Annotated in this window: 16 protein-coding genes; 12 read left to right on the top strand and 4 right to left on the bottom strand. The window is 71.5% G+C overall.

Annotated features, from left to right (window positions below):
- Positions 1–237 precede the first annotated feature (237 nt).
- Genes ACIA8K_RS11520 through ACIA8K_RS11495 form a run of 6 tightly spaced genes read left to right on the top strand, consistent with a single transcriptional unit; the run spans position 238 to position 7,865 of the window.
- A complete protein-coding gene (locus ACIA8K_RS11520; protein WP_396057662.1) occupies positions 238–2,250 on the top strand; it encodes a molybdopterin oxidoreductase family protein in 2,013 nt (670 codons plus the stop codon).
- Positions 2,251–2,253: 3 nt separating this feature from the next.
- Positions 2,254–3,990 (top strand): FAD-dependent oxidoreductase, encoded by a 1,737-nt coding sequence (locus ACIA8K_RS11515; protein WP_396057543.1) that lies wholly within the window; start codon positions 2,254–2,256, stop codon positions 3,988–3,990.
- Complete coding sequence (nirB, locus tag ACIA8K_RS11510) at positions 3,987–6,518, top strand: nitrite reductase large subunit NirB (protein ID WP_396057541.1); 2,532 nt, start codon at positions 3,987–3,989, stop codon at positions 6,516–6,518. The genes ACIA8K_RS11515 and nirB overlap by 4 nt, the downstream gene beginning before the upstream one ends.
- Entirely contained in the window at positions 6,515–6,853 is a 339-nt protein-coding gene (nirD, locus tag ACIA8K_RS11505) for a nitrite reductase small subunit NirD (protein WP_396057539.1), read from the top strand. Before nirB ends, nirD begins: the two co-directional genes overlap by 4 nt.
- Positions 6,854–6,867: 14 nt before the next feature.
- Positions 6,868–7,365, top strand: a complete 498-nt coding sequence (locus ACIA8K_RS11500; RefSeq protein ID WP_396057537.1) for a DsbA family protein — start codon at positions 6,868–6,870, stop codon at positions 7,363–7,365.
- A complete protein-coding gene (locus tag ACIA8K_RS11495; protein ID WP_396057535.1) occupies positions 7,362–7,865 on the top strand; it encodes a DinB family protein in 504 nt (167 codons plus the stop codon). Before ACIA8K_RS11500 ends, ACIA8K_RS11495 begins: the two co-directional genes overlap by 4 nt.
- Before the next feature lie 1,748 nt (positions 7,866–9,613).
- On the opposite strand, the gene ACIA8K_RS11490 is transcribed toward ACIA8K_RS11495, so the two are convergent.
- Entirely contained in the window at positions 9,614–11,068 is a 1,455-nt protein-coding gene (locus ACIA8K_RS11490; RefSeq protein ID WP_396057533.1) for an APC family permease, read from the bottom strand.
- Between the two features lie 80 nt (positions 11,069–11,148).
- On the opposite strand from ACIA8K_RS11490, the gene ACIA8K_RS11485 reads away from it, so the two are divergent.
- On the top strand, positions 11,149–11,616 hold the full coding sequence (locus ACIA8K_RS11485; RefSeq protein WP_396057531.1) for an Lrp/AsnC family transcriptional regulator: 468 nt from the start codon (positions 11,149–11,151) through the stop codon (positions 11,614–11,616).
- Positions 11,617–11,890: 274 nt separating this feature from the next.
- On the opposite strand, the gene nhaA is transcribed toward ACIA8K_RS11485, so the two are convergent.
- On the bottom strand, positions 11,891–13,489 hold the full coding sequence (gene nhaA, locus ACIA8K_RS11480) for a Na+/H+ antiporter NhaA (RefSeq protein ID WP_396057529.1): 1,599 nt from the start codon (positions 13,487–13,489) through the stop codon (positions 11,891–11,893).
- 397 nt (positions 13,490–13,886) lie between these two features.
- On the opposite strand from nhaA, the gene gndA reads away from it, so the two are divergent.
- Both gndA and ACIA8K_RS11470 read left to right on the top strand, forming a co-directional pair.
- Positions 13,887–15,335 carry an NADP-dependent phosphogluconate dehydrogenase gene (gndA, locus tag ACIA8K_RS11475; RefSeq protein ID WP_396057527.1) on the top strand — a complete coding sequence of 483 codons (1,449 nt, stop codon included), beginning with the start codon at positions 13,887–13,889 and terminating at the stop codon, positions 15,333–15,335.
- A 59-nt stretch (positions 15,336–15,394) separates the two neighbouring features.
- On the top strand, positions 15,395–16,582 hold the full coding sequence (locus ACIA8K_RS11470) for a zinc-dependent alcohol dehydrogenase (RefSeq protein WP_396057660.1): 1,188 nt from the start codon (positions 15,395–15,397) through the stop codon (positions 16,580–16,582).
- Here ACIA8K_RS11470 and ACIA8K_RS11465 read toward each other — a convergent pair.
- Positions 16,560–17,027: an Lrp/AsnC family transcriptional regulator gene (locus ACIA8K_RS11465; protein ID WP_396057525.1), complete on the bottom strand. Its 468-nt coding sequence runs from the start codon at positions 17,025–17,027 to the stop codon at positions 16,560–16,562. The genes ACIA8K_RS11470 and ACIA8K_RS11465 overlap by 23 nt on opposite strands.
- A gap of 116 nt (positions 17,028–17,143) precedes the next feature.
- On the opposite strand from ACIA8K_RS11465, the gene hppD reads away from it, so the two are divergent.
- Both hppD and ACIA8K_RS11455 read left to right on the top strand, forming a co-directional pair.
- Positions 17,144–18,346: a 4-hydroxyphenylpyruvate dioxygenase gene (gene hppD, locus ACIA8K_RS11460; protein ID WP_396057523.1), complete on the top strand. Its 1,203-nt coding sequence runs from the start codon at positions 17,144–17,146 to the stop codon at positions 18,344–18,346.
- A gap of 203 nt (positions 18,347–18,549) precedes the next feature.
- Positions 18,550–23,031 carry a hypothetical protein gene (locus tag ACIA8K_RS11455; RefSeq protein WP_396057521.1) on the top strand — a complete coding sequence of 1,494 codons (4,482 nt, stop codon included), beginning with the start codon at positions 18,550–18,552 and terminating at the stop codon, positions 23,029–23,031.
- 57 nt (positions 23,032–23,088) lie between these two features.
- Here the strand turns inward: ACIA8K_RS11455 and ACIA8K_RS11450 are convergent, their stop codons facing one another.
- On the bottom strand, positions 23,089–23,682 hold the full coding sequence (locus tag ACIA8K_RS11450) for a hypothetical protein (RefSeq protein ID WP_396057519.1): 594 nt from the start codon (positions 23,680–23,682) through the stop codon (positions 23,089–23,091).
- A 91-nt stretch (positions 23,683–23,773) separates the two neighbouring features.
- Between ACIA8K_RS11450 and ACIA8K_RS11445 the strand changes: the two genes are divergently transcribed.
- The gene (locus tag ACIA8K_RS11445; protein WP_396057517.1) at positions 23,774–25,000 is read left to right on the top strand and encodes a GNAT family N-acetyltransferase; all 1,227 of its coding nucleotides are present in this window, start codon (positions 23,774–23,776) and stop codon (positions 24,998–25,000) included.
- Positions 25,001–25,339: the final 339 nt, after the last annotated feature.

Raw genomic sequence — 25,339 nt, 5'->3', positions numbered from 1 at the left:
CGTAAAGAGGGCGGATTTCTTCGGAGTTCGAGTCGTGAGTCAGGCCTGCGACGGGTAGTTAACCGCCTCTGACCTGCGGTTGTGAGTTCACCATGGTCGTCGGGCCGAGGTGAGAGCCAGTTGACACGGCCGACACGGAGGGGACGCGGACGGGAAATCCCGGCTGGCAACGCTCTGGTCATGACCGATGGCGACCGCGTTGACACGCACTGCCCGTACTGCGCGTTGCAGTGCGGGATGACACTGCGCGCCTCGGCGGACACCATCTCGGTCGAGCCGCGCGACTTTCCCACAAACCGCGGCGGCCTGTGCCAGAAGGGGTGGACCGCGGCCGACCTCCTGGACCACCCGGAACGGCTGAAGACCCCGCTTGTCAGACGTGACGGCGTGCTGACGCCTGCCTCCTGGGACGACGCGCTCACGCTCATCACCACGACGATCAAGGACATCCAGCGGCGGTACGACGAGAACGCCGTAGCCGTGTTCGGCGGTGGCGGGCTGACGAACGAGAAGTCGTACGCGCTCGGCAAGTTCGCCCGCGTCGCGCTGCGTACCCGCAACATCGACTACAACGGCCGATTCTGCATGTCCTCCGCGGCCGCGGCCGGGATCCGCGCGTTCGGCGTCGACCGCGGCCTGCCGTTCCCGCTCAGCGACGTGGGCAGCGCGGACACGCTGCTGCTCGTCGGCGCGAACGTGGCCGAGACGATGCCACCGTTCGGCCGCTGGCTGGCCGACCAGAAGGCGCGCGGCGGCACACTGATCGTGATCGACCCGCGGGCCACGCCGACCGCGAAGCAGGCCACGCTGCACCTGCAGCCGACGCCCGGCACCGACCTGGCGATCGCGAACGCGCTGCTGCACATCGCGCTGACCGAGGGCCTGCTGGACAAGGACTATCTCGCCGAGCGCGTCACCGGCTTCGACGACGTGCGCCGGACGGTCGCGAACTACTGGCCGGCCCGGGTGGAGCGGCTGACCGGCGTACCCGTGGCGGATCTGGAAGCGGCGGCCCGGGCGCTGGCCGGTGCGGAGAACGCGATCATCCTGACCGCGCGCGGCGCCGAGCAGCATGCGAAGGGCGTGGACACGGTCACCGCGTTCATCAACCTGGCACTCGCGCTCGGCCTGCCCGGGCGGCCCGGGTCCGGATACGGCTGTCTGACCGGCCAGGGCAACGGGCAGGGCGGCCGCGAGCACGGGCAGAAGGCGGATCAGCTCCCCGGCTACCGCAAGATCGATGATCCGGTCGCGCGTGAGCACGTGGCGGGCGTGTGGGGCGTGGACCCCGATTCGCTGCCGGGCCCGGGCGTCTCCGCCTACGAGCTGCTGGACGCGCTCGGCACCGAGACCGGGCCGAAGGCGATGCTGCTGTTCGGGTCGAACCCGGTGGTCTCCGCGCCACGCGCCGGACGGGTCACCGAACGGCTCAAGAGCCTTGAGTTCCTTGTGGTGGCCGACTTCCTGCTCTCCGAGACCGCCGCGCTCGCGGACGTGGTGCTGCCGAGCGCGCAGTGGGCCGAGGAGGACGGCACCATGACCAACCTGGAGGGCAGGGTGCTGCGCCGGCACGCGATCCGCCGCCCGCCCGGCGAGGCCCGCACCGATCTGTCGATCCTGCACGCGCTTGCCACCAGGCTCGGCGTCGAGCGGGGCTTCCCTGACGATCCCGCCGAGGTCTTCGCGGAGCTGCGCCGGGCCAGCGCGGGCGGCATCGCGGACTACCACGGCGTGACCTGGGAGCGGATCGACGCGAACGACGGCGTGTTCTGGCCGTGCCCGGACGAGGACGGGCCGGACACCCCGCGCCTGTTCAGCACGCGCTTCGGCACGCCGGACGGGCTGGCCCGGATGCTTCCGGTCGAGCACCGGCCCGCGGCCGAGGAACCGTGCGCGGACTACCCGTACTACCTGACCACCGGGCGGGTACTCGCGCAGTACCAGTCCGGCACCCAGACCCGGCGGGTGGCGGCGCTCCAGAAGGCCGCGCCGGCCGCGTTCGTCGAGCTGCACCCGGACCTGGCCACGCGCCTCGGCGTCGCGGACGGGGAGGAGCTGACAGTCACCTCGCGACGCGGCGAGGTGACGGCGCCGGCCCGGGTCAGCGACGCGATCCGGGAGGACACGGTGTTCATGCCGTTCCACTGGGCGGGTCGCGGCCGGGCCAACTCGCTCACCAACGACGCGCTCGACCCGGTCTCCCGCATGCCGGAGTTCAAGGTCTGCGCCGTCCGGCTGGAAAGGGCTTAAACCTTGAAGGTCATCATCATCGGGTACGGCATGGCCGGCTCCCGACTCGCGGCCGAACTGCGGGCGCGCGAGGCGGACGTGAAAGTCACAGTGCTTGGCGCGGAACCGCACCGCGCCTACAACCGGATCATGCTGTCCAACCTGCTAGCCGGCAAGATCGGCGAGGCAGACGTGGAGATCACCGAGGCGGCCGGGCACGGCGTGGACGTGCGACCCGGCGCGGCCGTGGTGGCAATCGACCGCGCGGCGCGCACCGTGACCACCGCGTGCGGCGAGGTCCTCCCCTACGACCACCTGGTCCTGGCCACCGGCGGCACGGCAATCATCCCGCCGATCCCCGGGCTGGCGGGCTCCGGTTCCATGGGCGCAGGTCACCCGGACCCGACGGACACGGGCCGGCCGGGTGCGGATTCGGGTGGGTTGCCGGAGCGGGTGGCGGTGTTTCGCACGCTTGATGACTGCCGGCGGATCCTGGCGGTGGCGGAGCGGGCGCGGACCGCGATCGTGCTCGGTGGCGGGCTGCTCGGGCTGGAGGCGGCGCGCGGGCTGACCGCGCGGGGACTCTCGGTGCGCGTGGTGCACGCCGTTGACCGGCTGATGAACCGGCAGATCGACGCCGGGGCGAGCGGCGTGCTCACCCGTACCCTCGCGGATCTTGGCATTGAATGTGTGCTCGACGCGTCGACCGTTGCGGTCGAGAGCGGGCCGGACCAGGTCACCGTGCGGCTGGGCGACGGCCGGGCGCTGATCACCGACCTGCTGGTGCTGGCGTGCGGTGTGCGGGCCGAGACCGGGCTGGCGCGCGGGGCGGGACTTGACGTGGGCCGCGGCGTGCTTGTCGACGACGCGATGCGCACCTCGGACCCGCACGTCTCGGCGATCGGCGACTGCGCGGAGCACGACGGCGTCACCGGCGGGCTGGTCGCACCTGCCTGGGAGCAGGCACGCGTAGTGGCAGCGCGGCTGACCGGCGATGATCCCGACGCGGTCTACCGCCCGCCCGCGGTGGTGACCCGGCTGAAGGCCGCCGGCATCGACCTGGCGGCGATGGGCCTGCTTCCCGGCCTCGGGATGCCCGCGGGCGCCGCGCTCGCCGCGGGCACGGGAGTCACCGCAGGCACGGGAGGCGGCGCGGGCACGGGAGGCGCCGCAGGCACGGAAACCGCCGCAGGCACGGAAACCGCCGCAGGCACGGAAACCGCCGCAGGCACGGGAACCGGGGCGGGCACGGGAGCCGGCGCGGGCACGGAAGCCGCCGCAGGCACGGGAACCGGGGTGGGCACGGGAGGCGCCGCGGGCACCGGCCGGATCGAGGAGCTGACGTTCTCCGATCCGGCGCGCGGTACCTATGCGCGGCTGGTCATCGACGGGGACCGGCTGGCCGGCGCGATCATGCTTGGCGACAACCCGGCGATCGGCACCGTCATCCAGCTCTTCGACCGTGGCACGCCGGTGCCGGGCGACCGCCGGGCGCTGCTGCTCGGCCGGGCGCTCGGCGCGGCGCCGGTCACGGTGGCCGAGTCGCCGGCGCTGATGCCGGATGCCGCCACCGTCTGCCAGTGCAACAACGTCAGCAAGGGCGCGCTGGTGCGCTGCTGGCGCGCGGGGGCCCGTTCGACCGGTGACGTGGTCGCCGCGACGCGGGCCACCACCGGCTGCGGGACCTGCACGGATGCGGTCCGCGGCATCGTCGATTGGCTGTCCGCTGTGGACGCCCCGGCTTCGGAGGTTGTGGCATGAAGCGGCTTGTGATCATCGGTAACGGGATGGTCGGGCAGCGGCTGATCGAGGCGGTGCGCGCACGGGACACCGACCACGCCTGGTCGGTCACGGTGCTTGCGGAGGAGGGGCGGGCCGCGTACGACCGGGTGAAGCTTTCCGCGTTCTTCGACGGCTCGTCGGCCGAGGACCTGAACCTGCACACCCCGGACGCGGGCGTGGATCTGCGGCTGGGCGAACCGGCCCGGAAAGTGGATCTCCAAAGCCGGACCGTGCTCACCGACAGCTCTGCTTACCCCTACGACGCGCTGGTCTTCGCGACCGGTTCGTACCCGTTCGTCCCGCCGGTCGAGGGGAAGGACCTGCCCGGCGTGTTCGTCTACCGCACGCTTGACGACCTCGTCGCCATCCGCGAGTACGCCCAGGGCCGGACCATCGGCGCGGTGATCGGCGGCGGGCTGCTCGGCCTGGAGGCCGCGAACGCGATGCGGCTGCTCGGCCTGGCCACGCACGTGGTCGAGTTCGCGCCGCGGCTGATGCCGGTGCAGGTCGACGAGGCCGGTGGCGCGATGCTCCGCCGCTACGTCGAGGACCTCGGCGTGACCGTCCACACCGGGACCGGCACCACAGCGCTCAACGCCGGCGAGGACGGCACGGTCGCGAGCCTGAGCCTCTCCAACGGCGCGCTTGTCAAGGCCGACATGGTGATCGTGGCGGCCGGCATCCGCCCCCGCGACGACGTGGCCCGTGCGGCCGGGCTGGCCACCGGTGCCCGGGGCGGCATCCTGGTCGACTCCCGGTGCGAGACCTCTGAAGCCGACGTCTACGCGGTCGGCGAGTGCGCGGCAGTGGACGGCGTCTGTTACGGCCTGGTCGCGCCCGGATACGCGCAGGCCGAGGTGGTCGCGGACCGGCTGATGGGCGGCGCGGCCACCTTCCCGGGCGCGGACATGTCCACCAAGCTGAAGTTGCTCGGCGTGGACGTGGCCTCGTTCGGCGACGCGCACGGCACCACCGAGGGCTGCCTGGACGTGACGTTCACCGACCCGGCCACCCGCGTCTACGCCAAGCTGGTGCTCTCCGACGACGCGTCCACGCTGCTCGGCGGCGTGCTGATCGGCGACGCGAGCGCCTATCCGACGCTGCGGGCCGGAGTGGGGCTGGCGCTGTCCGCTCCCCCGCTGGCCCTCCTGGCACCGGCCGGGGCGGAGGTGGACCCGGGCGCCGGACTCGCCGCGCTGCCCGGATCGGCGCAGGTGTGTTCGTGCAACGCGGTCACCAAGGACGCGATCGTGGACGCGATCCATGCACAGGGCTGCGCGGACGTGCCGGCGCTCAAGGCCTGCACACGCGCCGGGACCAGCTGCGGCTCCTGCGTACCCATGCTGAAACAGCTTTTGACCTTGGAGGGTGTGGCCCAGTCGAAGGCGCTGTGCGAGCACTTCGACCACTCGCGCCAGGAGCTGTTCGACATTGTCCGGGTGCGCGGCATCCGGTCGTTCTCCGCGCTGATCGGCGAACTCGGCCGCGGGAAGGGCTGCGACATCTGCAAGCCTGCCGTCGCCTCGATCCTGGCGTCGCTGAACACCGGGTACGTGCTGGAGGGCGAGCAGGCCTCGCTTCAGGACACCAACGACCACTTCCTTGCGAACATCCAGCGCAACGGTACGTACTCGGTCGTGCCGCGGATCCCGGGCGGGGAGATCACGCCGGAGAAGCTGATCGTGATCGGCGAGGTGGCGCGCGACTTCAACCTGTACACGAAGATCACCGGCGGGCAGCGGATCGACATGTTCGGCGCGCGGGTGGAACAGCTGCCGCTGATCTGGAAGCGGCTTGTCGACGCCGGGTTCGAGAGCGGGCACGCGTACGGCAAGTCGCTGCGGACAATCAAGTCGTGCGTCGGGTCCACCTGGTGCCGGTACGGCGTGCAGGACTCGGTCGGGCTGGCCGTGGCACTTGAGCTGCGCTACCGCGGGCTGCGTTCGCCGCACAAGCTGAAGTCCGCGGTCTCCGGCTGTGCGCGCGAGTGTGCGGAGGCGCGCAGCAAGGACTTCGGCATCATCGCCACTGACAACGGCTGGAACCTGTATGTCGGCGGCAACGGCGGTTTCCGCCCCCGGCACGCGGACCTGTTCGCCACGGACCTGACGACCGAGGAGCTGGTCCGTACCATCGACCGCTTCCTGATCTTCTATATCCGCAGCGCGGACCGCCTGCAGCGCACCGCCGCCTGGATCGAGTCGCTTGACGGCGGGATCGAGCACCTGCGGGACGTGATCGTGCACGACTCGCTCGGCCTGTGCGCGGAACTGGACGCCGCCATGGCCGGGCATGTCACGAATTATGCGGATGAGTGGGCCGCGACGCTTGATGATCCAGAGCGCTTGTCCCGCTTCGTCTCGTTCGTCAACGCGCCGGACGCCCCCGACCCGTCGATCAGCTTCACTGTCGAGCGCGGCCAGCCGGTGCCGGTGCCGACCGACTCAGGCACACGCCAGCCGGTGCTGCTCGGCATGCCGGCCACGTCCATCGGGAGCCCTGCATGATCATCGACGTGACCTTCCAGCCCGTCTGCCCGCTGCACCGCCTCGAACCCGACCGGGGCGTGGCCGCGCTGGTCGGCAGCGTCCAGGTGGCGCTGTTCCGCACCTCCGACGGTGAGCTGTTCGCGGTCGGCAACCAGGACCCGATCTCGCACGCGTACGTGATGTCCCGTGGCATCGTCGGCAGCCGCGGCGCCGCGCCGACAGTGGCGTCCCCGCTGCACAAACAGGTCTACGACCTGCGCACCGGCGAGTGCCTGGACGTGCCGGGCGTCTCGCTGCCGGTCTACCCGGCCCGGGTGAGCGAGGACTCGGTTGTCGAGGTGGCGGTCGACTGACGAAGATGGGGGGCATGGACCATGTGTTCGGCAACGTCGACGCCCCCGTGACCGTGACGGAGTACGGCGACTACCAGTGCCCGTACTGCGCCGCCGCCGCGCCGATCCTGCACCGGCTGGTCGAGGAGTCGGACGGGCAGGTCCGCCTGATCTTCCGCAACTTCCCGCTGTTCGAGATCCACCCGTTCGCGCTGACCGCCGCGCTCGCAGCCGAGTCAACAGTCGGCGCCGGCGTCTTCTGGGACATGCACCGCGTGCTGTTCAAGAAGCAGGATCGTCTGGAGGACACGTTCCTCAGGCACTACGCGGAGGCGGTCGGCGCGGACCCGTCGCTGGCCACCGGCGAGGCCGCACAGCAGTTCGCGCCGAAGGTCCAGGAGGACTACCTGGCCGGCGTCGAGTGCGGCATCGCCGGCACGCCCAGCCTGCTGATCAACGACGTGCCCTTCGAGGGCCGGATCGAGCTCGCCGACCTCCGCCGCGCGACAAGCCTAACGGCGCGCCGCGCATGACCGACCGGCCCTCCGCCCCCGTACAGGGCGACGAACGCACGATGGTTCGCGCCATGCTCGACTTCCACCGGGCGACGCTCGCGTACAAGTGCGCCGGGCTGACCGACGCACAGCTGCGCGAGGCCGCGTCACCGCCGTCCACGCTCTCGCTGCTCGGCCTGGTCCGTCACATGGCCGAGGTCGAGCGCACCTGGTTCCGCCGCGTACTCACCGCCGAGGACGTACCACTTGTCTGGTCCGACTCCGGCGACTTCCAGGTCGCCTACGACGCCCGTGACGCCACCGGCGCCGAGGCGTTCGCGGCCTGGGAGGCGGAGGTGGCCCGCGCCCGCGAGATCGAGGCCGCCGCCCCGACACTCGACGTCACCGGCTGGCACTCGCGCAGCGGCCAGCAGGTCTCCCTCCGCTGGGTCCTCCTCCACATAATCCACGAGTACGCCCGCCACAACGGCCACGCCGACCTCATCCGCGAGGCCGTCGACGGAACAACAGGCGTGTAGACCTGCTTTCAGGTGCTGGCTGCGGTACGGGCCATCGGCCGGTGCGAGCCATCGGCCGGTGCGAGCCATCGGCCGGTGCGAGCCATCGGCCGGTGCGAGCCTTACCCCACAGCCCTGCCGCGGTTCCTTGCGAGTCTGCTGGTCTCGCTGGGTTCGCCGGGTTCCGGCTTGCGTGGTGGGCGCGTGCTGTTGGTCGCGCTGGGCGGTATGGGTTCCGGCTCGTTGGCAGCGGCCCGGCTACCAGTCGACTCTCGAAAGGGGGCGGGTCGATGGCACGGCTGGGCAGCAACCTTTGTGTGCCGCGCACGCGACACCAGCTCAGAGGCGGGTGGCGTAGCGGCGATATGGGTGGAATGTGGAGAAGTGGCAAGGGTGGCTGGCGTCAGGTGAGGCGTGTGCACGCCATTCGTCGCGAATAGCGTGCACACGCCTCACCTGACCGTCGATCTATCTGCCGTTGCTGATTGAGGACAGCGGCGACGAGCCGGCAGTAGGGGACTTTCCCGATATTTCCGGCGAGTACTGGGTTGATCAAGCGATAACTGAGCCACCTCGACATGGCAGCGGAGTCGCTCCCGACGCTGCTGCCCATTCGCGTGCGGTGGTCCGGGGCCTGACGATCGAGCTGACATCGCGGCCAGGAGTGTGTCGGATCGGTCCCGGCGGTCGGCGGTCTCGCGGCACGCAGGGGGCAGCACGGCCGCCGTCTGAGCGGCGGCTGGTCAGGGCGGCTGCGGTCCGGGCGGTCACACGGGCCGGCACTTCGGCAGCGGGTGTAGCGGGAGGCTGGTTGACCTCCGCCCCGGGTAGCCGCAAGGGCCAGCGCGAAGCCGAGACGGCAGTTGACCTCCGCCCGGGCGGCGGCAAGAACCGGCACCGAAGCCGAGACGGCGATTGACCCCCGCCCAGGCGGCCGCAAGAACCAGCACCGAAGCCGGGAGGGCGGATGACCTCCGCCTGGGCGGCCGCAAGGGCCAGCGCCGAAGCCGAGACGGCGGTTGGCCTCCGCCTGGGCGGCCGCAAGAACCAGCACCGAAGCCGGGAGCTTGCCCGAAGGGCCGGTCGATCTTGGCTCTGGTGTGTCGCCACGGCAAGTTGGGTGCTCCGCACCGAGATTGGTTCGTTGGTCGGGATCTCGCGTCCATCTGATGGGATGCAAGATCCTTGCGGTTCTGGTGGCCCTTATCCGAGCGCGATAAGGGCCACCAGAACCGCAAGGATCTTGATGCGGGCCTTACTGATCTTTCGGCGCGTCAGGATGAACGCCCAGGCGGTACCTGTATGACGAAATGTCGGGCGCGCAGCGCCCGAACCTGGAAACTGACCGAGAACCTCCATGAGGCGGGTCGTGAGCGTGAGCTGTGTCGTGACATCGTCGGATCCGGTGGGGCTCGGCCTTGCTGCCCGGCCCTGAGACCTGCGGAAGCGCCGCGACCAGCCCGCACACCTGCGCGACCCGCGGCCTCGGTGCCGGTCCTTGCACCCACCAGGCCGCAGCCGCCTCGACCCGCCGCCGCTGAGACGACAGCCGTGCTGCTCTCCCGCACCGCAAGCACAACGACCAGCCGAAACGGCTCACCGCAACCCAGCCCTTTCGACCGCGGGACCCCAGACGGCGGAACGCGAATGGGCAACAGAATCGCTCCGCAGGCAACCCTCGCCGTGTGGGAAGGCTCCGCGCGTCGCCCCGGAACCGGCCGCGCCGTCGCGCTGACGAAGGACGATCGACGAAACGACAGACAGTCCGCTTATCTCATCTGCACCGTCCGCACGGCCGCGACAGGCACGAACGCCGGCTTCCGGCGGCGGACCGTGAGCAGTGTGCCGACCCCCAGCAGGATCGGGACGATCAGGTAGGCGCCGCAGCAGGCCAGCGCGGCCGCTGACAACAGGGTGGCGGTGATCGCGGTGCGGCGCTCGCGGCCGGGCGGGAGGAGCCGGACCGCGGAAGCGGCGCCGACCACGGTGACCGCGGCCAGGCACGCCGCCGTCACCCGCAGCAGGAAGTCAAGGTCCAGATCGAGCACCACGATGGGTACGGCGAACAGCGCGGTCATCGCGCCGAGAAGTCCGAGGCTCCGGGCCGGGACCGCGCCGGGCTCCCCGCCACGGGCGAACCAGCGCGGCAGCACGCCATCCCGGGCCAGCGCCGCACCCAACCGGGACGCGCCCGCCAGGTAGGTGTTGATCCCGCCGAAGCTGAGCAGCACGGCAGCGACCGCCAGGATCGGCCGCGACGCCGGGCCGATCCCGGTTTCCAGCAGTGCGCCCAGCGCGCCCGGCTCGGCCGCCCTCGGCCCCAGCACGCCCACGGTCGCCACCGCCAGCGCCAGATACAACGCGCCGACGATCGCCAGCGCCGCTTGCGTGGACCGCAACAGCACCCGCCGCCCACCCGCATGGCCTCCACCCCCGGCACCGGCGGCACCGCCGACACCGCTGATGCCACTGGCACCACTGGCACCACTGACGCCGTCGGTGCTGTCGGCACCGCTGGCACCGGACGGGAGCCGAACGGCGGCACTGGCACCGCCGACACTGTGCGCGCTGCCTGTACCGCCGGCGCCGGGGGCACCGTCGGCGCTGAACTCGGCGGAGAGGTGGCTGGCGGCTTCCCAGCCGACGAAGGCGAAGAGGAGGACGCCGATGGCGACGGCGATGCCACCGAGGCCGTGCGGGGCGAAGGGCGTGAGGTTCGCGGAGGTGGCATGGGTCCCCGCGGTGATCACGGCGGTGGTGAGCAGCATGACCAGGAGCGTGAGCAGCCACATCTGGACGCGGCCGGAGGTGTGCAGGCCGGCGGCGTTTGCGGCGAACGCGGCGGCCATCAGCAGCACCGCGCCGGTAAGCGCGGCGGCGCGGCCCAGGCCCAGCGCGGCGGCGGCCTGCTCCGCGCCGACCAGCGCGCCGGCGAACGTGCCGATCGGGATCACGCCGTAGAACCAGATTCCCACGACCGCGGCGGTACGGTCACCGAACGCGCGGCGGGTGAACGCGGCCACGCCGCCGCCGTCCGGGTACCGCATGCCGAGCGTCGCGAAGGTGACCGCGACCGGCGCGCTGAGCAGCAGCAGTGCGGCCCAGGCTAGGACGGACGCGGGGCCGGCGACGGCGGCGCCGAGCTGGGGCAGCACGAGCACGCCGGGGCTGAGCACGCCGCCGAGCAGGAGCGCGGTGCCGTGCCGAATATTGAGCCGTTTCATGCGGCTGAAGTTAGGCAGTGCGCACGGTGATACGCGCCCTGACCGAACGTTTGATCGGAATCGGCTGCCATAGTCGGGTCATGGACGAACTAGATTCGGCGCTGATCCGCCTCCTTCAGTCGGATGCGCGGCTCTCCAACCGGGAGCTGGCCCGGCAGCTCGGCATCGCGCCGTCGACGTGTCTGGAGCGGGTTCGCGCGCTCACCCGGCGGGGCGTGATCCGCGGCTACCACGCGGACATCGATCCGGGCGCTATCGGGCGCGGCGTGCAGGCCATGGTGTCGGTCCAGGTGCGGCCGCTGAATCGGGACGTGATCAACGCGTTCAAGGCCGCGGCGAGCGAGATGGCGGAGGTGCTCAGCGTGTTCGTGCTGGCCGGTGGCGACGATTTTCTGCTGCACGTGGCGGTGCCGGACCTGGACCACCTGCACGCGTTCCTGCTCGATCATCTGAGCAAGCGCCGCGAGATCACCGGCTTCCGCACCTCGATGATCTTCCAGCAGATGCAGAACCAGGCCCCGGCACCCCTGCTCCACCAGCCGAGCTGATCAACGCCTGCCTGGCAGATCAAGGCCCGCCGGGCAGATCAAGGCCCGCCGAGGAGTTAAACGTTTCTCGGGCTGACCGAGGCCAGCCGGGCAGCCGTTGATCAGCCGGGCAGACCGAGGCCAGCCAGGCAGACCGAGGCCAGCCAGGCAGATTGAGGCCGGCCGGGTCTTGCACTTGCGACCACGGATCGCGCAGGGAGGAGCCCTGGGCGACGACCGGTGCCCGCGGGAGCATGCGGGTCGCAAGCCCCGCGGGCATGGGTAGATAAAGCTCTTAAGGCTCTTTCGTCTCTGGAGACGGTGTAGTCGGCTCGCATCTCTGCGGCGCGTCGGACAGGTCCATCTCGGACGGCCCGCCAGCCTCCGAGGACGCCGAGGATGAGGAGGCCGGGGATGGGGACGCCGAGGGTGAGGACGACGAAGGTGCAGCAGCGCCGATCGAGACCGGAACAGCGGCCGGAGCCGCCGCCGGAACAGCGGCCGGAGCAGCTGACGCGCCGGGTGGGACCGGGGCGATCCATGGCAGCGGCGGGAGTGCTGGTGGTGAGTCGCTGGACGGGGAGCAGAGGGGGGAGCGCTCGCCCATCCAGCGGATCACCCAGGCGCCGATCGCGGCCGCGATGAACGAGCCGGCCAGGATGCCGATCTTCGCCTGGTCGCGGAGCTGCTGGTCGTCGAAGGCCAGGTCGGTGATGAACAGCGAGATGGTGAAGCCCATGCCGGCCAGGATCGCGCCGCCGAGCAGGTGGCTGTAGCGGACGCGGCCGGGCAGCACGCCCAGGCCGGTACGCAGCGCGAGCCAGGACGCGCCGAAGATGCCGATGGTGTTGCCGACCACGAGCGCGACGATCACGCCGATGGTGAGTGGTGAGGCCAGCGCGTCCCGGACCACGTCGCCGGTGAGGCGCACGCCCGCGTTGGCCAGGCCGAATGCGGGGATGACCAGGTACGCGGACCAGGGGTGGAGGCGGCGTTCCATGCGTTCGCTGGCGCTTACCGTCGCGGATGCCTGGAGGATGGCCAGCTGTGCGCGTTCGGCGCTCTGCGACTCCACGAGCGCGCGGCCGAAGAGTGCGACCCGGCGGATCTGCTCCGGGGACGCGGGCTTGGCGGAGATGGACAGGCCGATCAGCACGCCGGCAAGCGTGGGGTGGACGCCTGACTCGTAGACCGCTATCCACATGGCGATGGTGAGGACCACGTACGGCGCGAGCCGCCACACGCCCAGCCAGCGCAGCAGCAGCACCATGCCGAGCAGCACCGCGGCGACGAGCAGCGGGCCGACGTTGACGGTGTCGGTGTAGAAGACCGCGAGCACGCCGATCGCGCCGATGTCGTCGACGACCGCGAGTGTGAGCAGGAAGACACGGAGCTGGTCGGGGCAGCGCGGGCCGAAGAGTGCCAGCACGCCGAGCACGAACGCGGTGTCCGTGGACATCACCACGCCCCACCCGCGGGCGGCGTCGCCGGACGGGTTGACGGCCAGGAAGATGGCGATCGGCACGAGCATGCCGCCGACGGCGCCGAGCGTGGGTACGAGCATGGTGCGGCGGTCGCGCAGCTCGCCGGAGACCGCCTCCCGGCTGATTTCCAGGCCGAGGACCAGGAAGAACACGGCCATCAACGCGTCGTTGATGACGTGGTGGAGGTCCATCTCCAGGGCCCAGCCGCCGACGTGAAGCGAGACCTCGGTGTGCCAGAGCGCGAAGTACGACTCCCACCAGGGGGAGTTCGCCCAGGCGATGGCGAGCACGGTGCCGATCAGGAGCGCGGCGCCGCTGCCGGCCTCGTTGCTCAGGAACGAGCGCACGGCGGGGTTCAGCTGGGGGCCGGCGAAGCGGAGCGCGGGTCCGGGGCGTGGTGGTGCAGTCACGCGGGACACCCTAGCCAGAAGGCGGACGCGCCAGCCAGAAACTGCGCGGCCGGCCGGGGCGCGCCCGGCCGGCCAGCGGAGAGTTACTTCTTCTTCTTGTTCTTCTTGTCCTTCTTCTTGTCCTTCTTCGACTTCTTAGCCATGTGGCGCTCCTCTCCAACGATGCCGCGACATCGGCGGCAGCGGCACCGACCTGAGCCGTTTCCGCGCATGACACGATCTCGCCACCTTACCGTCATCCGAACCGCCCTCGGGATCGAACTGAACCGGAGGACCGGTTCACCCCGTATCGCCCCATAGCCGTCCCACATGCGATGTGACACACGGACGGCGGGCTGCATTCGTGGCAAAGTCGGACCCGAAGACCGGGGCACACACACGAGAAAAGCGAGAACCGATGAGCGAAGAGAAGACCGGCAAGGCGCAGATCGGTGTCACAGGCCTTGCAGTCATGGGGCGCAATCTGGCCCGTAACCTCGCCCGTAACGGCTTCACGGTCGCCGTGCACAACCGCTCGCCCGAGCGCACCCGCACCCTGATCGCCGACCACGGCGACGAGGGCACGTTCATTCCCGGCGAGTCGCTTGAGGAGTTCGTCGCGTCGCTTGAGCGCCCGCGTGCCGTGATCATCATGGTCAAGGCCGGCGGCCCGACGGACGCGGTCATCGACGAGCTGGTGCCGCTGCTTGAAGAGGGCGACATCGTCATCGACTGCGGCAACGCACACTTCGCGGACACGCGTCGCCGTGAGGAGGCGCTGCGCGCCCAGGGCTTGCACTTCGTGGGTACGGGCGTGTCCGGCGGCGAGGAGGGCGCGCTGCTCGGCCCGAGCATCATGCCCGGTGGCTCGCCGGAGTCGTACCAGAAGCTCGGCCCGATGTTCGAGGCGATTTCGGCCAAGGTGGACGGCGTGGCGTGCTGCGTGCACGTCGGCCCGGACGGCGCCGGCCACTTCGTGAAGATGGTCCACAACGGCATCGAGTACGCGGACATGCAGCTGATCGCGGAGGCGTACGACCTGCTCCGCGAGGGCCTGAACGCGACGCCTGCCGAGATCGGGGAGATCTTCGAGACGTGGAACCAGGGTGACCTGGAGTCGTTCCTGATCGAGATCACCGCGCAGGTCCTCAAGCACGTGGACGCGGAGACCGGCAAGGGCTTCGTCGACATCGTGCAGGACCAGGCGGAGCAGAAGGGCACCGGTCGCTGGACCGTGCAGTCCGCGCTCGACCTGGGCGTGCCGATCACCGGCATCGCGGAGGCCACGTTCGCCAGGTCGATCTCCGGCCACGCGGACCAGCGGGCGGCCGCGGCGCGGGCGTTCGGCAGCTCGGTCGAGCCGCTTGACGTCACCGACCGGGACCAGTTCATCGAGGACGTCCGGCGTGCGCTGTACGCGTCGAAGGTCGTCGCGTACGCGCAGGGCTTCGACCAGATCCAGGCCGGCTCGGAGGAGTACTCCTGGGGCATCGACCCGGGCGCGATGGCCACCATCTGGCGCGGTGGCTGCATCATCCGGGCGCGCTTCCTGAACCGCATCCGTGAGGCGTACGACGCGGACCCGAAGCTGCCGTCGCTGCTCGTCGCGCCGTACTTCGCGGAGGCGGTTTCCGGCGGGGTGGACTCGTGGCGGCGCGTCGTCGCGGATTCGGCCCGAGTGGGAATCCCGACGCCAGCGTTCTCGTCGTCGCTGTCGTACTACGACAGCCTGCGCCGGGACCGCCTGCCGGCCGCGCTGATCCAGGGCCTGCGCGACAACTTCGGCGCGCACACCTACCGCCGGACCGACAAGGACGGCTCGTTCCACACGCAGTGGGCGGGCGACAAGTCGGAGTCCCCGGCCTGACCTATGCGTGATCTCGCATAAGTGACACCGCCTTCATGTCCGCGGGTGAGCCTGTGGACATGAAGGCGGTCACCTGGCACGGCCGGCGGGACGTTCGCGTGGAGACGGTCCCGGATCCGGAGATCTACTACCCGACGGACGCGATCATCCGGGTCACCTCATCCGGGATCTGCGGCTCCGACCTGCACCTCTATGAGGTGATGGGACCGTTCATGGGCGACGGCGACATCCTCGGGCACGAGCCGATGGGCATCGTCGAGGAGGTCGGCCGGGAGGTCTCCGGCCTGAAACCCGGCGACCGCGTGGTCATCCCGTTCCAGATCTCCTGCGGTGACTGCTTCATGTGCAAGCAGGGCCTGCAGACACAGTGCGAGATCACCCAGGTGCGTACGCACGGCATGGGCGCGGCGCTGTTCGGCTACACGAAGCTCTACGGCGAGATCCCGGGCGGTCAGGCCGAGTTCCTGCGCGTGCCGCACGCTCACTACGGCCCGATCGTGGTGCCCACCGACGCCCCTGACGACCGGTTCGTCTACCTGTCGGACGTGCTGCCGACCGCGTGGCAGGCGGTGCGGTACGCGGCCGTCCCGCCCGGCGGCACCGTGGCGATCCTCGGGTTGGGCCCGATCGGCGACATGTGCGTCCGGGTGGCCCGTCACCTCGGCGCGGGCCGGATCATCGCGGTCGACCTGGTCCCGGAGCGGCTCGCGCGGGCGTCCGCGCACGGCGCCGAGGTGCTCGACTTCGACGACCACGAGGGCAAGCTCGGCGACGTGATCCGGGACATGACCGACGGCCGCGGGCCGGACTCGGTGATCGACGCGGTCGGCATGGAGGCGCACGGCGCGCCGCTCGGCAAGTTCGCACAACGCGCCGCAGGTCTGCTGCCGGACGCGATCGCCGCGAAGGTGATGGAGAAGGCGGGCGTGGACCGCCTGGTCGCGCTGCACACCGCGATCGACGTGGTCCGGCGGGGCGGCACGATCTCGCTTGTCGGCGTCTACGGCGGGATGGCCGACCCGATGCCGATGCTCACCATGTTCGACAAGCAGATTCAGCTGCGCATGGGCCAGGCGAACGTGAAGCGCTGGGTGCCGGAGATCATGCCGCTGCTTACCGGCTCCGAGGACGTACTCGGCGTGGACGACTTCGCCACCCACCACATGCCGCTGGACCAGGCGCCGGCCGCCTACGAGGCGTTCCAGAAGAAGACCGGCGGCACCATCAAGGTGCTGCTGAAACCCTGATCAACGGCATCACACGGTACGGAATCTGGGTAGCCAGCGCGATCACGCTCGCCGACCGCTCGATGGCCGGCACCGCCACGATCCGGTCGATGACCCGCTGCAGGTCCGCGTTGCTGCGCGCGACCACCCGCAGGAACAGGTCCGCGGTGCCGGTGACAGTGTGCGCCTCAAGCACCTCCGGGATGCCGGCCAGATGCCCGGCGACCGCGTCATGGCCGGCGTCCTGCCGGATCTCAAGCGTCACGAACGCGGTCACCTCGAACCCGAGCGCGGCCGGCGAGACGGACGGCGCGAACGAGGTGATCACCCTGCGCCGCTCCAGACGGTCGAGCCGGGCCTGCACCGTGCCGCGCGCCACGCCGAGCCGCCGGGACGCCTCAAGCACGCCGATCCGTGGGTCCTCCGCGAAGATCTCCAAAATTCGGGCATCCAGCTCGTCGATCACGCAGTTTGTATAGCAGTTCCCCGTCACGGCCGACGTCTGCTCAGCTGTTCGCGCATCTATTGCTTCGTTTGCGGTTCAGCGGTGCGATAGGGGCATCCGTCGATTGGAGCCCCGCCGTGACCAGCGCGCCACTCACCGATCAGGAACGTCAGGCACAGCTCGACGCCGACACGCTCCGGCAACTCGTCGGCCTCGTGGAATACGACGCCAGCCGCGACCCGTTCCCGGTCACCGGGTGGGACGCGGTCGTCTTCGTCGTCGGCAACGCCACCCAGACCGCGCACTTCTACCAGTCCGCGTTCGGCATGGAGCTGGTCGCCTACTCCGGGCCGGAGACCGGGAACCGGGACCACAAGGCGTACGTGCTGAAGAGCGGCTCCTGCCGGTTCGTGATCAAGGGCGGCGTGGACCCGGCCAGCCCGCTGCTCGACCACCACCGCGCGCACGGCGACGGCGTCTCGGACATCGCGCTCGAGGTGCCGGACGTGGACCGCTGCGTGCTCCAGGCCCGCTCGGCAGGTGCGACCGTGCTCGAGGACCCGCACGACGTCACGGACTCGTTCGGCACGGTCCGGATCGCTGCCATCGCGGCCTACGGCGACACCCGGCACACACTTGTCGACCGCTCCGGCTACAGCGGCCCCTACCTGCCCGGATACGTCGCACGCAGCTCTGCTTACACCAAGCGCGACGGCGCGCCGAAGCGGCTCTTCCAAGCGCTCGACCACGTGGTCGGTAACGTCGAACTGGGCCGGATGGACGACTGGGTGAACTTCTACCGCTCGGTCATGGGCTTCGTGAACATGGCGGAGTTCATCGGCGACGACATCGCCACCGACTACTCCGCGCTGATGAGCAAGGTGGTGGCGAACGGCAACCACCGCGTCAAGTTCCCGCTGAACGAGCCGGCCGCGGCCCGGAAGAAGTCGCAGATCGACGAGTTCCTGGAGTTCTACGGCGGCCCGGGCGCGCAGCACCTGGCGCTGGCCACGAACGACATCCTGCGCACCGTTGACGCGATGCGCGCCGAGGGCGTGGAGTTCCTGGCGACGCCGGACTCCTACTACGAGGACCCGGCGCTGCGGGCCCGGATCGGCGAGGTCCGCGTGCCGGTCGAGGAGCTGCAGTCGCGCGGCATCCTTGTCGACCGGGACGAGGACGGCTACCTGCTGCAGATCTTCACCGCGCCGATCGGCGACCGGCCGACCGTGTTCTTCGAGCTGATCGAGCGGCACGGATCGCTCGGCTTCGGCAAGGGCAACTTCAAGGCGCTGTTCCAGGCCATCGAGCGCGAGCAGGAGCGCCGCGGCAACCTGTAGAACCTCCCCTCGGACCGTCACACCGCGTGACGGTCCGAGGGTCGTTTCTTAGGCGTTCATTAAGTTCCGCAGGCCATTTCCAAATCACCACCGTCCCGTCGATCCGCGACGCCGTCTGCTGCGTACTGCGGGTTGAGGCCGTACCAGGCCCCGGCGCACCCCCTTCGATGCCGGGCTCGGATCGGCAACGGACGGAGGGCGGCATGGAACGGGCCACGGCCACCGAATTCGAGGCGGGCCAGGCTTTCGCGGCAGACGCGTCGGCGCCGATGTGGGAGGTCCCGGACCGGCCCGGCGAGCAGCGGGCCGCGATCTTCGGCGGTCCGGCCGCGCCACAGGTCTCTCCCGCGGCAGCACCCTCGCCGGCCTCTCCCCAGGCATCGGCGCCTACGCCCGCGCCTGAATCGGCCTTCGACCCGGAGGCGGACCTGGAGGACCGGTTCCCGCAGGCGCCGCAGACCAATCGCGACGCCTGGCGCGGCATCGAGACGCCCGGCAGCGCATCGACGCTTGCCAAGCGCGCGAATTCCAGTGCTCCCCCGCCGCACCGCGAAGAACCAGTCATGATCGATTTGGGTACGCCGTCCGGCGTGAGCGCCGAGCCACGAGGCCTGCGGGCCCTGCTGGCCGGACTGACCGGGCGTGCGAAGGGCGCCGGCGCCCCCAAGCCACCGAAGCGGTCCAAGAAGGGGCGGCAGGCAGCGGCGGACGAGAACCCGTGGGCCGGGTCCGACGGGTTGAACAGTCCGGAGACGCGTGGCCCGAGTGACGGCGGCACGCACGACGGCGGCCGCACGGGCGTGGATGGTTCTCCTGACGGCGGCCGGCCAGGCGCGGGTGGCTCTCGTGACGGCGGCCAGCCGGGCTTCGGCGGCGTGAGTGAGGGCGCCGCACGTGCTGGAACCGCTGGTGCGGGCGGTCCGGATGCCGGCGGTCCTCGTGTCGACAGCACCGACTCTCACAGCCCAGGCGTTGCCGGTTCGCGCGGCAAGCAGGCGTGGCCGGCGCCGGTGCCGCAGAACGGGCCGTTCGGAGGCGTGCAAGCGCCGGGCACGGGCGGCACCGCATCAGCGTGGTCCGCACAGACGCCGGATGATGCGGCACGGCTGCCCGATGCATTCTCCGGGCCCTCCGGCGGCTCTGCACCTGCGACCTTCGGCGGCACGACCGACCGGACGGGCGTCTCACCTGGTAGCGGCATTACGCCGGCCGACACCGGCCCTACGGAAGTCGGGGGTCCGGCCGGTGGTGGCGGCTTTGCGGCCTTCGGCGGACCGGTCGGAGCATCCGACGGGTCCGGCTCCGCGACCTTCAGCGGACCAGCCGGAGCCTCGGACAGCGCCGGTTTCCCCACACCCAACGGGCCCGGCTTCGCGGCCTTCGGCGGACCGGCCGACTCATCCGGCAGCACGGGTGTCCCGACCTCCGACGGGCCTGGCGGCGCCTCTGACGGCTTCGGTTACCCGGCGGGCGGACCTGCCGCATCCGGCGGTCACCCGGCTTTCGGCGGACCGGCCGCATCGCCCGGCGCTGATGGCAGCTCGACGTTCTCCGCCTTCGGCGGGCCGGCTGCCGGCTCCGCCCACCCGGTCTCAGACCTTCCCGGCGTAGCGGCGTTCCCGGCTGACAGCGGTGGCTCGGCCGCTGCCGCGGACAGCGCGGCGAATCCCGACAATCCGGAGAACAGCAGCGGCACCCGCAGCTGGGGCAGCCCGGCCTCCTGGCCGGCGACTCCGACGCCCTCGACCGGAATGCCCGCCCAGGCCCCGGTCTCCTGGCCCGACGCACGCACCCCGGAAGCACCCGTCTCCGCCGCTCCCCCGCAGCCCACCTCCGTCCCGGCCCAGCCGGTCTTCGCACCGGAACCGCCGCCCTTCGACGCGGGCGCGTCGTTCGGCGGGAAGGCGCAGGGGACCAGCACGGACGCGTCGTTCGGCGCGAAAGCGCAGGCCGCTGGCGCGGGCGCGCAGGCCGATGGCGCGGGTGCCGCATCGTTCGGCGCCGAAGCACAGATCACCAGCGCGGGCGCGTCGTCGTTCGGTGGGGACGCGCGGACCACCGGCGCGGGAAGCCCGGCAGCGCAGGGCGCGGGTGCCCCGATGTGGGGCACCGCCGCGCTGGACTCCGGCGCCGGGACAACGGGCGCGGGTAAGGCCTCCGGCTCGGGCTCCGAATGGTTCACGCATGTCGAGCCGCGGCTGTCGGATCCGTCCGCGCCCTCCGGCCCGGCCTGGGTCGAGACGCCCAAGAACACGGGCGAGACCTCGCAGAATTGGACGGAACTCACGCTCTCGGCGCCGGCCGCGCCGGCTGCCCAGCCGGCTCCGGCCACGCCGTCGGTCCCGGGTGCGCAATCCTTCCCGGGTGCGCAGTCCCTCTCGGGTGCGCAACCATTCGCGGCTGGACAGTCCGGCCCCGCACCACAGTCGTTCCCGGCGGGGCAGCCAGACCCGGCCCCGCAGCCGTTCCCGGCCGGACAGCCCGGCCCGGCCCTGCAGCCGTTCCCGGCGGAGCAGTCCGCTTCGGCTGGACAGTCGCTTCCGGGCGCATACTCCGTTCCGACCGAGGCCGCCGCGCCGGTTCCAGGGCAGGCGGACCGACCCGCCGCCTGGAACGAACCCACCCGGAACGGCCCGATCTGGACATCCGGTGCCGCGCCGGCGGCGGCGAAGCCGTGGACGGAGGCGGAAAGCCAGAACGGCTGGGCGGAACGGCCTCCGGTGGTCGACCTCTGGGCCGACCCGGACGGCAAGTCCTGGACCACCACGAAGCCCGTGACCTCGGATACCGCAGTTCCGGATGCCCCGGCGCCCGACTCCCCGGCGCCGAAGGTACCGACGTCGAAGGCCCCGAGGTCGAAGTCGGCGGCGGCGAAGTCCCCGTCACACGCCCCGTCGAAGTCCGCCACGGGCGAGACTCCCGTGGTGAAGGCCCCGCAGCACGGCGCCGCTGCCGCGTCCTCGGCTACACACGCCGCCGGTGTTCCGCGCCGGGACGAGCCGGCCACCGGCGATCCGCGCGGAAGCGACCACAGCACCACACCTCGCTGGGACGAGTCCACCACGCACCGCCAGGACACGCCGGACCCATCGTCAGCGACCCTCCGCCGCGACGGCCCGGAGGCGTCCCGCCAGGACCGGCCGGCAACGTCCCGCCGGGATGAGCCGGATGTGTCCCGTCAGAGCCGGGCGGGTGTCTTCCGCCAGGACGAACGGGCTGCCGCTCCGGGCTGGGACGAGCCCGCCGCCCGGGACGCCGACGATCCCTACGCCATGTACCGCCGCCCCGGTGCCATCGATGACGACGCCGCGGGCAGCCGGCACGCGGCCACGGACGGCGGCGTGAAGGGGGACGACGGCGACAAGGGCTGGCAGGAGATTCCCCTCCCGTCGTGGAGCGACCAGCCCGCCACCGACTCCTGGAACTCCGGCCCGTCTTGGGCCGGCGGCACCGGTCAGACCACGGCCGGCCGCGGCACCCGGGAAACACCGCCCGGCCGCACGCCCGACTGGGACGGCCGTGCGGAGCGGGTCGGCGAGGACGGCACGGACGTCCCGCGCCCGGCCAACGGCTGGACCGCCGGTCTCGACGACCGCGCCACCGGCCACGACCGCTTCACCGGTCAGGACCGCGCCACCGGCCAGGATCAGCGCGCGGAGGGCACCCCGACCACCGGTCGTGACCAGGTCCCGGGTCACGACCGGTACCCAGCAGAGCCGGCCCACTCGGACCGGTCCCACGCCGGCCGGTTCCAGCCCGGGCCCGAGGAGGCCTGGACTGCCGTCCCGGCGCCGCCGCCGCATCTGGCGACGCAGCCCTCACCCGGACCGGATCGTCCGGCGCCGCCCGGCCGCCGGGCCGCCGATCACCGACGGCGGGAGGAGAATCCTCGGCACGGCGATCGGAGCTCCGAGTCGTACCCCCAGGATGTTATTGATCTTGGAGGTGCGAAGCCTCGGAGTCGCCGGGCGAAGGTGCTGGTGACGCTGGGGATCGTGGTGGTCGCGGTGGCGGTCGTGGGTGGGATGCTTACCGCGCTGCGGAACGTGACAGGCCTGAACCTGGCGGCCGCGGGCGGTGGGCCGCACGCGATCTCCGCGCCGCTGGACGGGCGGAACGCGCTGGCGTTCGACCTGGTCTCCGGTGTCACGTCGGTGACGGTGATCAGCGACGATCTGCAGGGTGACCTCTACCGGATCGCGACGCCGGAGGATTCGAGCATCCGGCCGCAGGCGGTCGACCAGGGCGAGCGGGTGCAGCTGCAGATGTTCGAGACCGGGCAGAGCGGGCCGAACCTGGTGGAGATCCGGCTCAGTTCCGAGGTGGCCTGGGACCTGCGGCTGACCGGCGGCGCCACCGAGCACGTGATCGACTTCAGCAGGGGCAGGGTGTCCGGCTTCGACATGCTCGGCGGCGCGACCCGGCTGGAGTTGACGCTTCCGGAGCCGGACGCGTCGGTGAAGCTGAAGGTGAGCTCGGGGCTGAGCCAGTTCGTGCTTCGCACCCCGGCGAAGACTCCGTCCCGGCTGCGGTTCGGCGCGGGCGCGGACAGCGTCACGCTTCGCGGCGACGGGCGGGGCAGGGCGGCGCCGAACTCGCGGTTCACGCCGAAGGCGTGGGAGGCCGCGGAGAGCCGTTACGACATCGACATCGCGGCGGGCGTCGGCACGTTCACCCTGGAGTAACGGGCGGAGACAGCGAGAAGGGGGCGCCGGGCGGCGCCCCCTTCGTCGTCTGCCGGCTCAGTAGAACATGTGCTTGATCCAGCCCCAGACGTCCATGACCCACCCGGTCTGGCGCAGGAACGAGAAGCCCACACCGATCAGGAACACGCCCACCACCAGGTACGCCCCGCGGGCGCTGCGGCGGACGCGACCCAGCTGACGCTCCCACACCAGCCGGCCGACAAGCCGGGCCAGCGCGAAGAGGCCGACCGCCACGATAAGCGTGACCAGGTAGATGAGGATCGAGCTGACGAACGTGCCGCCGTCCCAGATCGCCCAGATGCCCCAGCACACGAACGAGAAGATCAGGCCGAGCACGCCCCACTCGCGGCCGCGCCGGATCTGCACGCCGAACGGCACCGCGGGCGGCGCGGGCGGCGCGTCGGGCCAGCCGGTGCCGGTCGGCTCGTGCGGCGCGATCTCGTGGTCGTGGTCGTGGTGCTGTTGCCGGGACGGCCGGGCTCCCACGGACGCGCGCCCACGCTGGAAGTTCAGCTGCGTGGGGTCGTCGTTGTGATCCGGCGCGTCCACGAACGGGTCGGAAGCCGGCGGGTACGTCTCCGGCGGGACCGGGACGGTCCGCTCCGCCCATGACTGCGTCTGATCTGCCATAGCTCCTCCCCCTGTCGGGCCTTGCACCATCGAATGTAGCGAGCCCGCAAATAGCTGGCCCCCATCGAGGCATGTCCGTTACACACAAGACATGTCGCCCATCCTTCCCGATCTGACCGTCCGGCCCGGCACCGAGGCCGACCTGGACGCGATCCTGCCGCTGACGTTCGCGGCGTTCCACAATGAGCCGGACGACGCACGGGTGGCGCTTGAGCGTGCCGTCTGCGAGCCGGAACGGTCCGTGGTGGTGACCGACGGCGAGCTGCTCGTCGGCCATCTGGGTTCGTTCGCCCGCGATCTGACCGTACCGGGCGGTGCCGTCCCGGCCGCGCACGTCACCCAGGTGGCGGTCGCGCCGACGCACCGGCGGCGCGGCGCACTGACCGGGATGATGCGGCAGCACTTCACGGACGCGCCGGAGCCGGTCGCAGTGCTGTGGGCAAGCGAAGGGCGGATCTATCCACGGTACGGGTACGGCCTCGCCGTACCGAGGCTCACGCTCAACGCGACGACCCGCGAGGTCCGGCTCCCGGCCGGGGACGCGGGCCGGCTGCGGCTGGGCACGCCGGCTGACCTGCGCAAGGAGATCACCACGGTGTACGAGGCCGCGCTCCCGGCCCGGCCCGGCTGGTCGAGCCGCCCGGAGGTGTGGTGGGACTACGTGCTGGCCGACCTGGAGTCCTCGCGCCACGGCGCCACCTCGCGGCGTGCCGTGATCCACGAGGGCGACGACGGGCCGGACGGGTACGCGACCTGGCGCGTCCACCAGGGCGCCAATCCGGACAACGACCCCATCTCCGCCACCGTGGTGGTGTCCGAGCTGGTGGCCGAGTCGCCGGCCGCCCGCCTCGCACTGTGGCGGTTCCTCTTCGGCATCGACCTGACCAGCCGGGTCCGCTATGACTTCACCCCGGCCGACGAGCCGCTGATCCACCTGGCCGACGACCCGGGCTGGCTCGGCATCGGCTGGGAGCACGCGCTCTGGGTCCGGCTGCTCGACCTGCCGGCCGCACTGTCCGCCCGCCGCTACGCGACCGCGATCGACGTGGTGCTTGAGGTGACGGACGCGCTGCTCCCGGCGAACGCGGGCCGCTGGCGGCTGCACGGCGGGCCGGACGGCGCGTCCTGCGTACGCACCCAGGACGCGGCCGGGCTCGCGCTTGACGTGCGGGACCTGGGCGCGGTCTACCTGGGCGGCACGGCGCTGGCCGCGCTGGCCGGTGCCGGGCTGGTGCGGGAGCTGGCGCCAGGCACGCTTGCGGCGGCGAGCACGGCGTTCGGCTGGCACCGCGCGCCGAGCGCATTGGAGGTCTTCTGAGCGGTCCTCCGGCCGGGGTACGGTCGGCGGATGGGACAGCCCGAGCGTCGCCGCCGCCGACTTCGCCGCCATCGCGCCGACGAGCAGACGCCTGTGGAGTCCACGGCGGTCGAACCGACGGCGCCGGACCCGGTGACCGGGACGACGGAGGCTCCGGTGATCGGAACGGCGGAGAACCAGGTGACCGGGACGGCGGAGGAGCCGGTGACCGGGACGGCGGAGGCTTCTGAGCCGGTCGGGGCCGGCGAGATCGAGTCTCGCACGGCCGGGTCGTCCGAGGCGGCCCCGGAGACTCCGGCGGTCAGGCCGGTTCCCGGACCGCCGCCCTCGGCCCGCCGT

Source organism: Catenuloplanes sp. NPDC051500 (genome assembly GCF_044454585.1).
GTDB lineage: Bacteria > Actinomycetota > Actinomycetes > Mycobacteriales > Micromonosporaceae > Catenuloplanes.
Note: the sequence above shows the minus strand (reverse complement) of the source record. Positions and strands in the feature narration are given on the sequence as shown.

What these genes read in the sequence shown, in the direction of transcription:
- ACIA8K_RS11520 (WP_396057662.1), top strand. Translation starts at nt 238, where the DNA reads ATGACACTGCGCGCCTCGGCGGACACCATCTCGGTCGAGCCGCGCGAC.
- nirB (WP_396057541.1), top strand. Translation starts at nt 3,987, where the DNA reads ATGAAGCGGCTTGTGATCATCGGTAACGGGATGGTCGGGCAGCGGCTG.
- nirD (WP_396057539.1), top strand. Translation starts at nt 6,515, where the DNA reads ATGATCATCGACGTGACCTTCCAGCCCGTCTGCCCGCTGCACCGCCTC.
- ACIA8K_RS11500 (WP_396057537.1), top strand. Translation starts at nt 6,868, where the DNA reads ATGGACCATGTGTTCGGCAACGTCGACGCCCCCGTGACCGTGACGGAG.
- ACIA8K_RS11495 (WP_396057535.1), top strand. Translation starts at nt 7,362, where the DNA reads ATGACCGACCGGCCCTCCGCCCCCGTACAGGGCGACGAACGCACGATG.
- ACIA8K_RS11490 (WP_396057533.1), bottom strand. Translation starts at nt 11,068, where the DNA reads ATGAAACGGCTCAATATTCGGCACGGCACCGCGCTCCTGCTCGGCGGC.
- ACIA8K_RS11485 (WP_396057531.1), top strand. Translation starts at nt 11,149, where the DNA reads ATGGACGAACTAGATTCGGCGCTGATCCGCCTCCTTCAGTCGGATGCG.
- gndA (WP_396057527.1), top strand. Translation starts at nt 13,887, where the DNA reads ATGAGCGAAGAGAAGACCGGCAAGGCGCAGATCGGTGTCACAGGCCTT.
- ACIA8K_RS11470 (WP_396057660.1), top strand. Translation starts at nt 15,395, where the DNA reads ATGAAGGCGGTCACCTGGCACGGCCGGCGGGACGTTCGCGTGGAGACG.
- ACIA8K_RS11455 (WP_396057521.1), top strand. Translation starts at nt 18,550, where the DNA reads ATGGAACGGGCCACGGCCACCGAATTCGAGGCGGGCCAGGCTTTCGCG.
- ACIA8K_RS11450 (WP_396057519.1), bottom strand. Translation starts at nt 23,682, where the DNA reads ATGGCAGATCAGACGCAGTCATGGGCGGAGCGGACCGTCCCGGTCCCG.
- ACIA8K_RS11445 (WP_396057517.1), top strand. Translation starts at nt 23,774, where the DNA reads ATGTCGCCCATCCTTCCCGATCTGACCGTCCGGCCCGGCACCGAGGCC.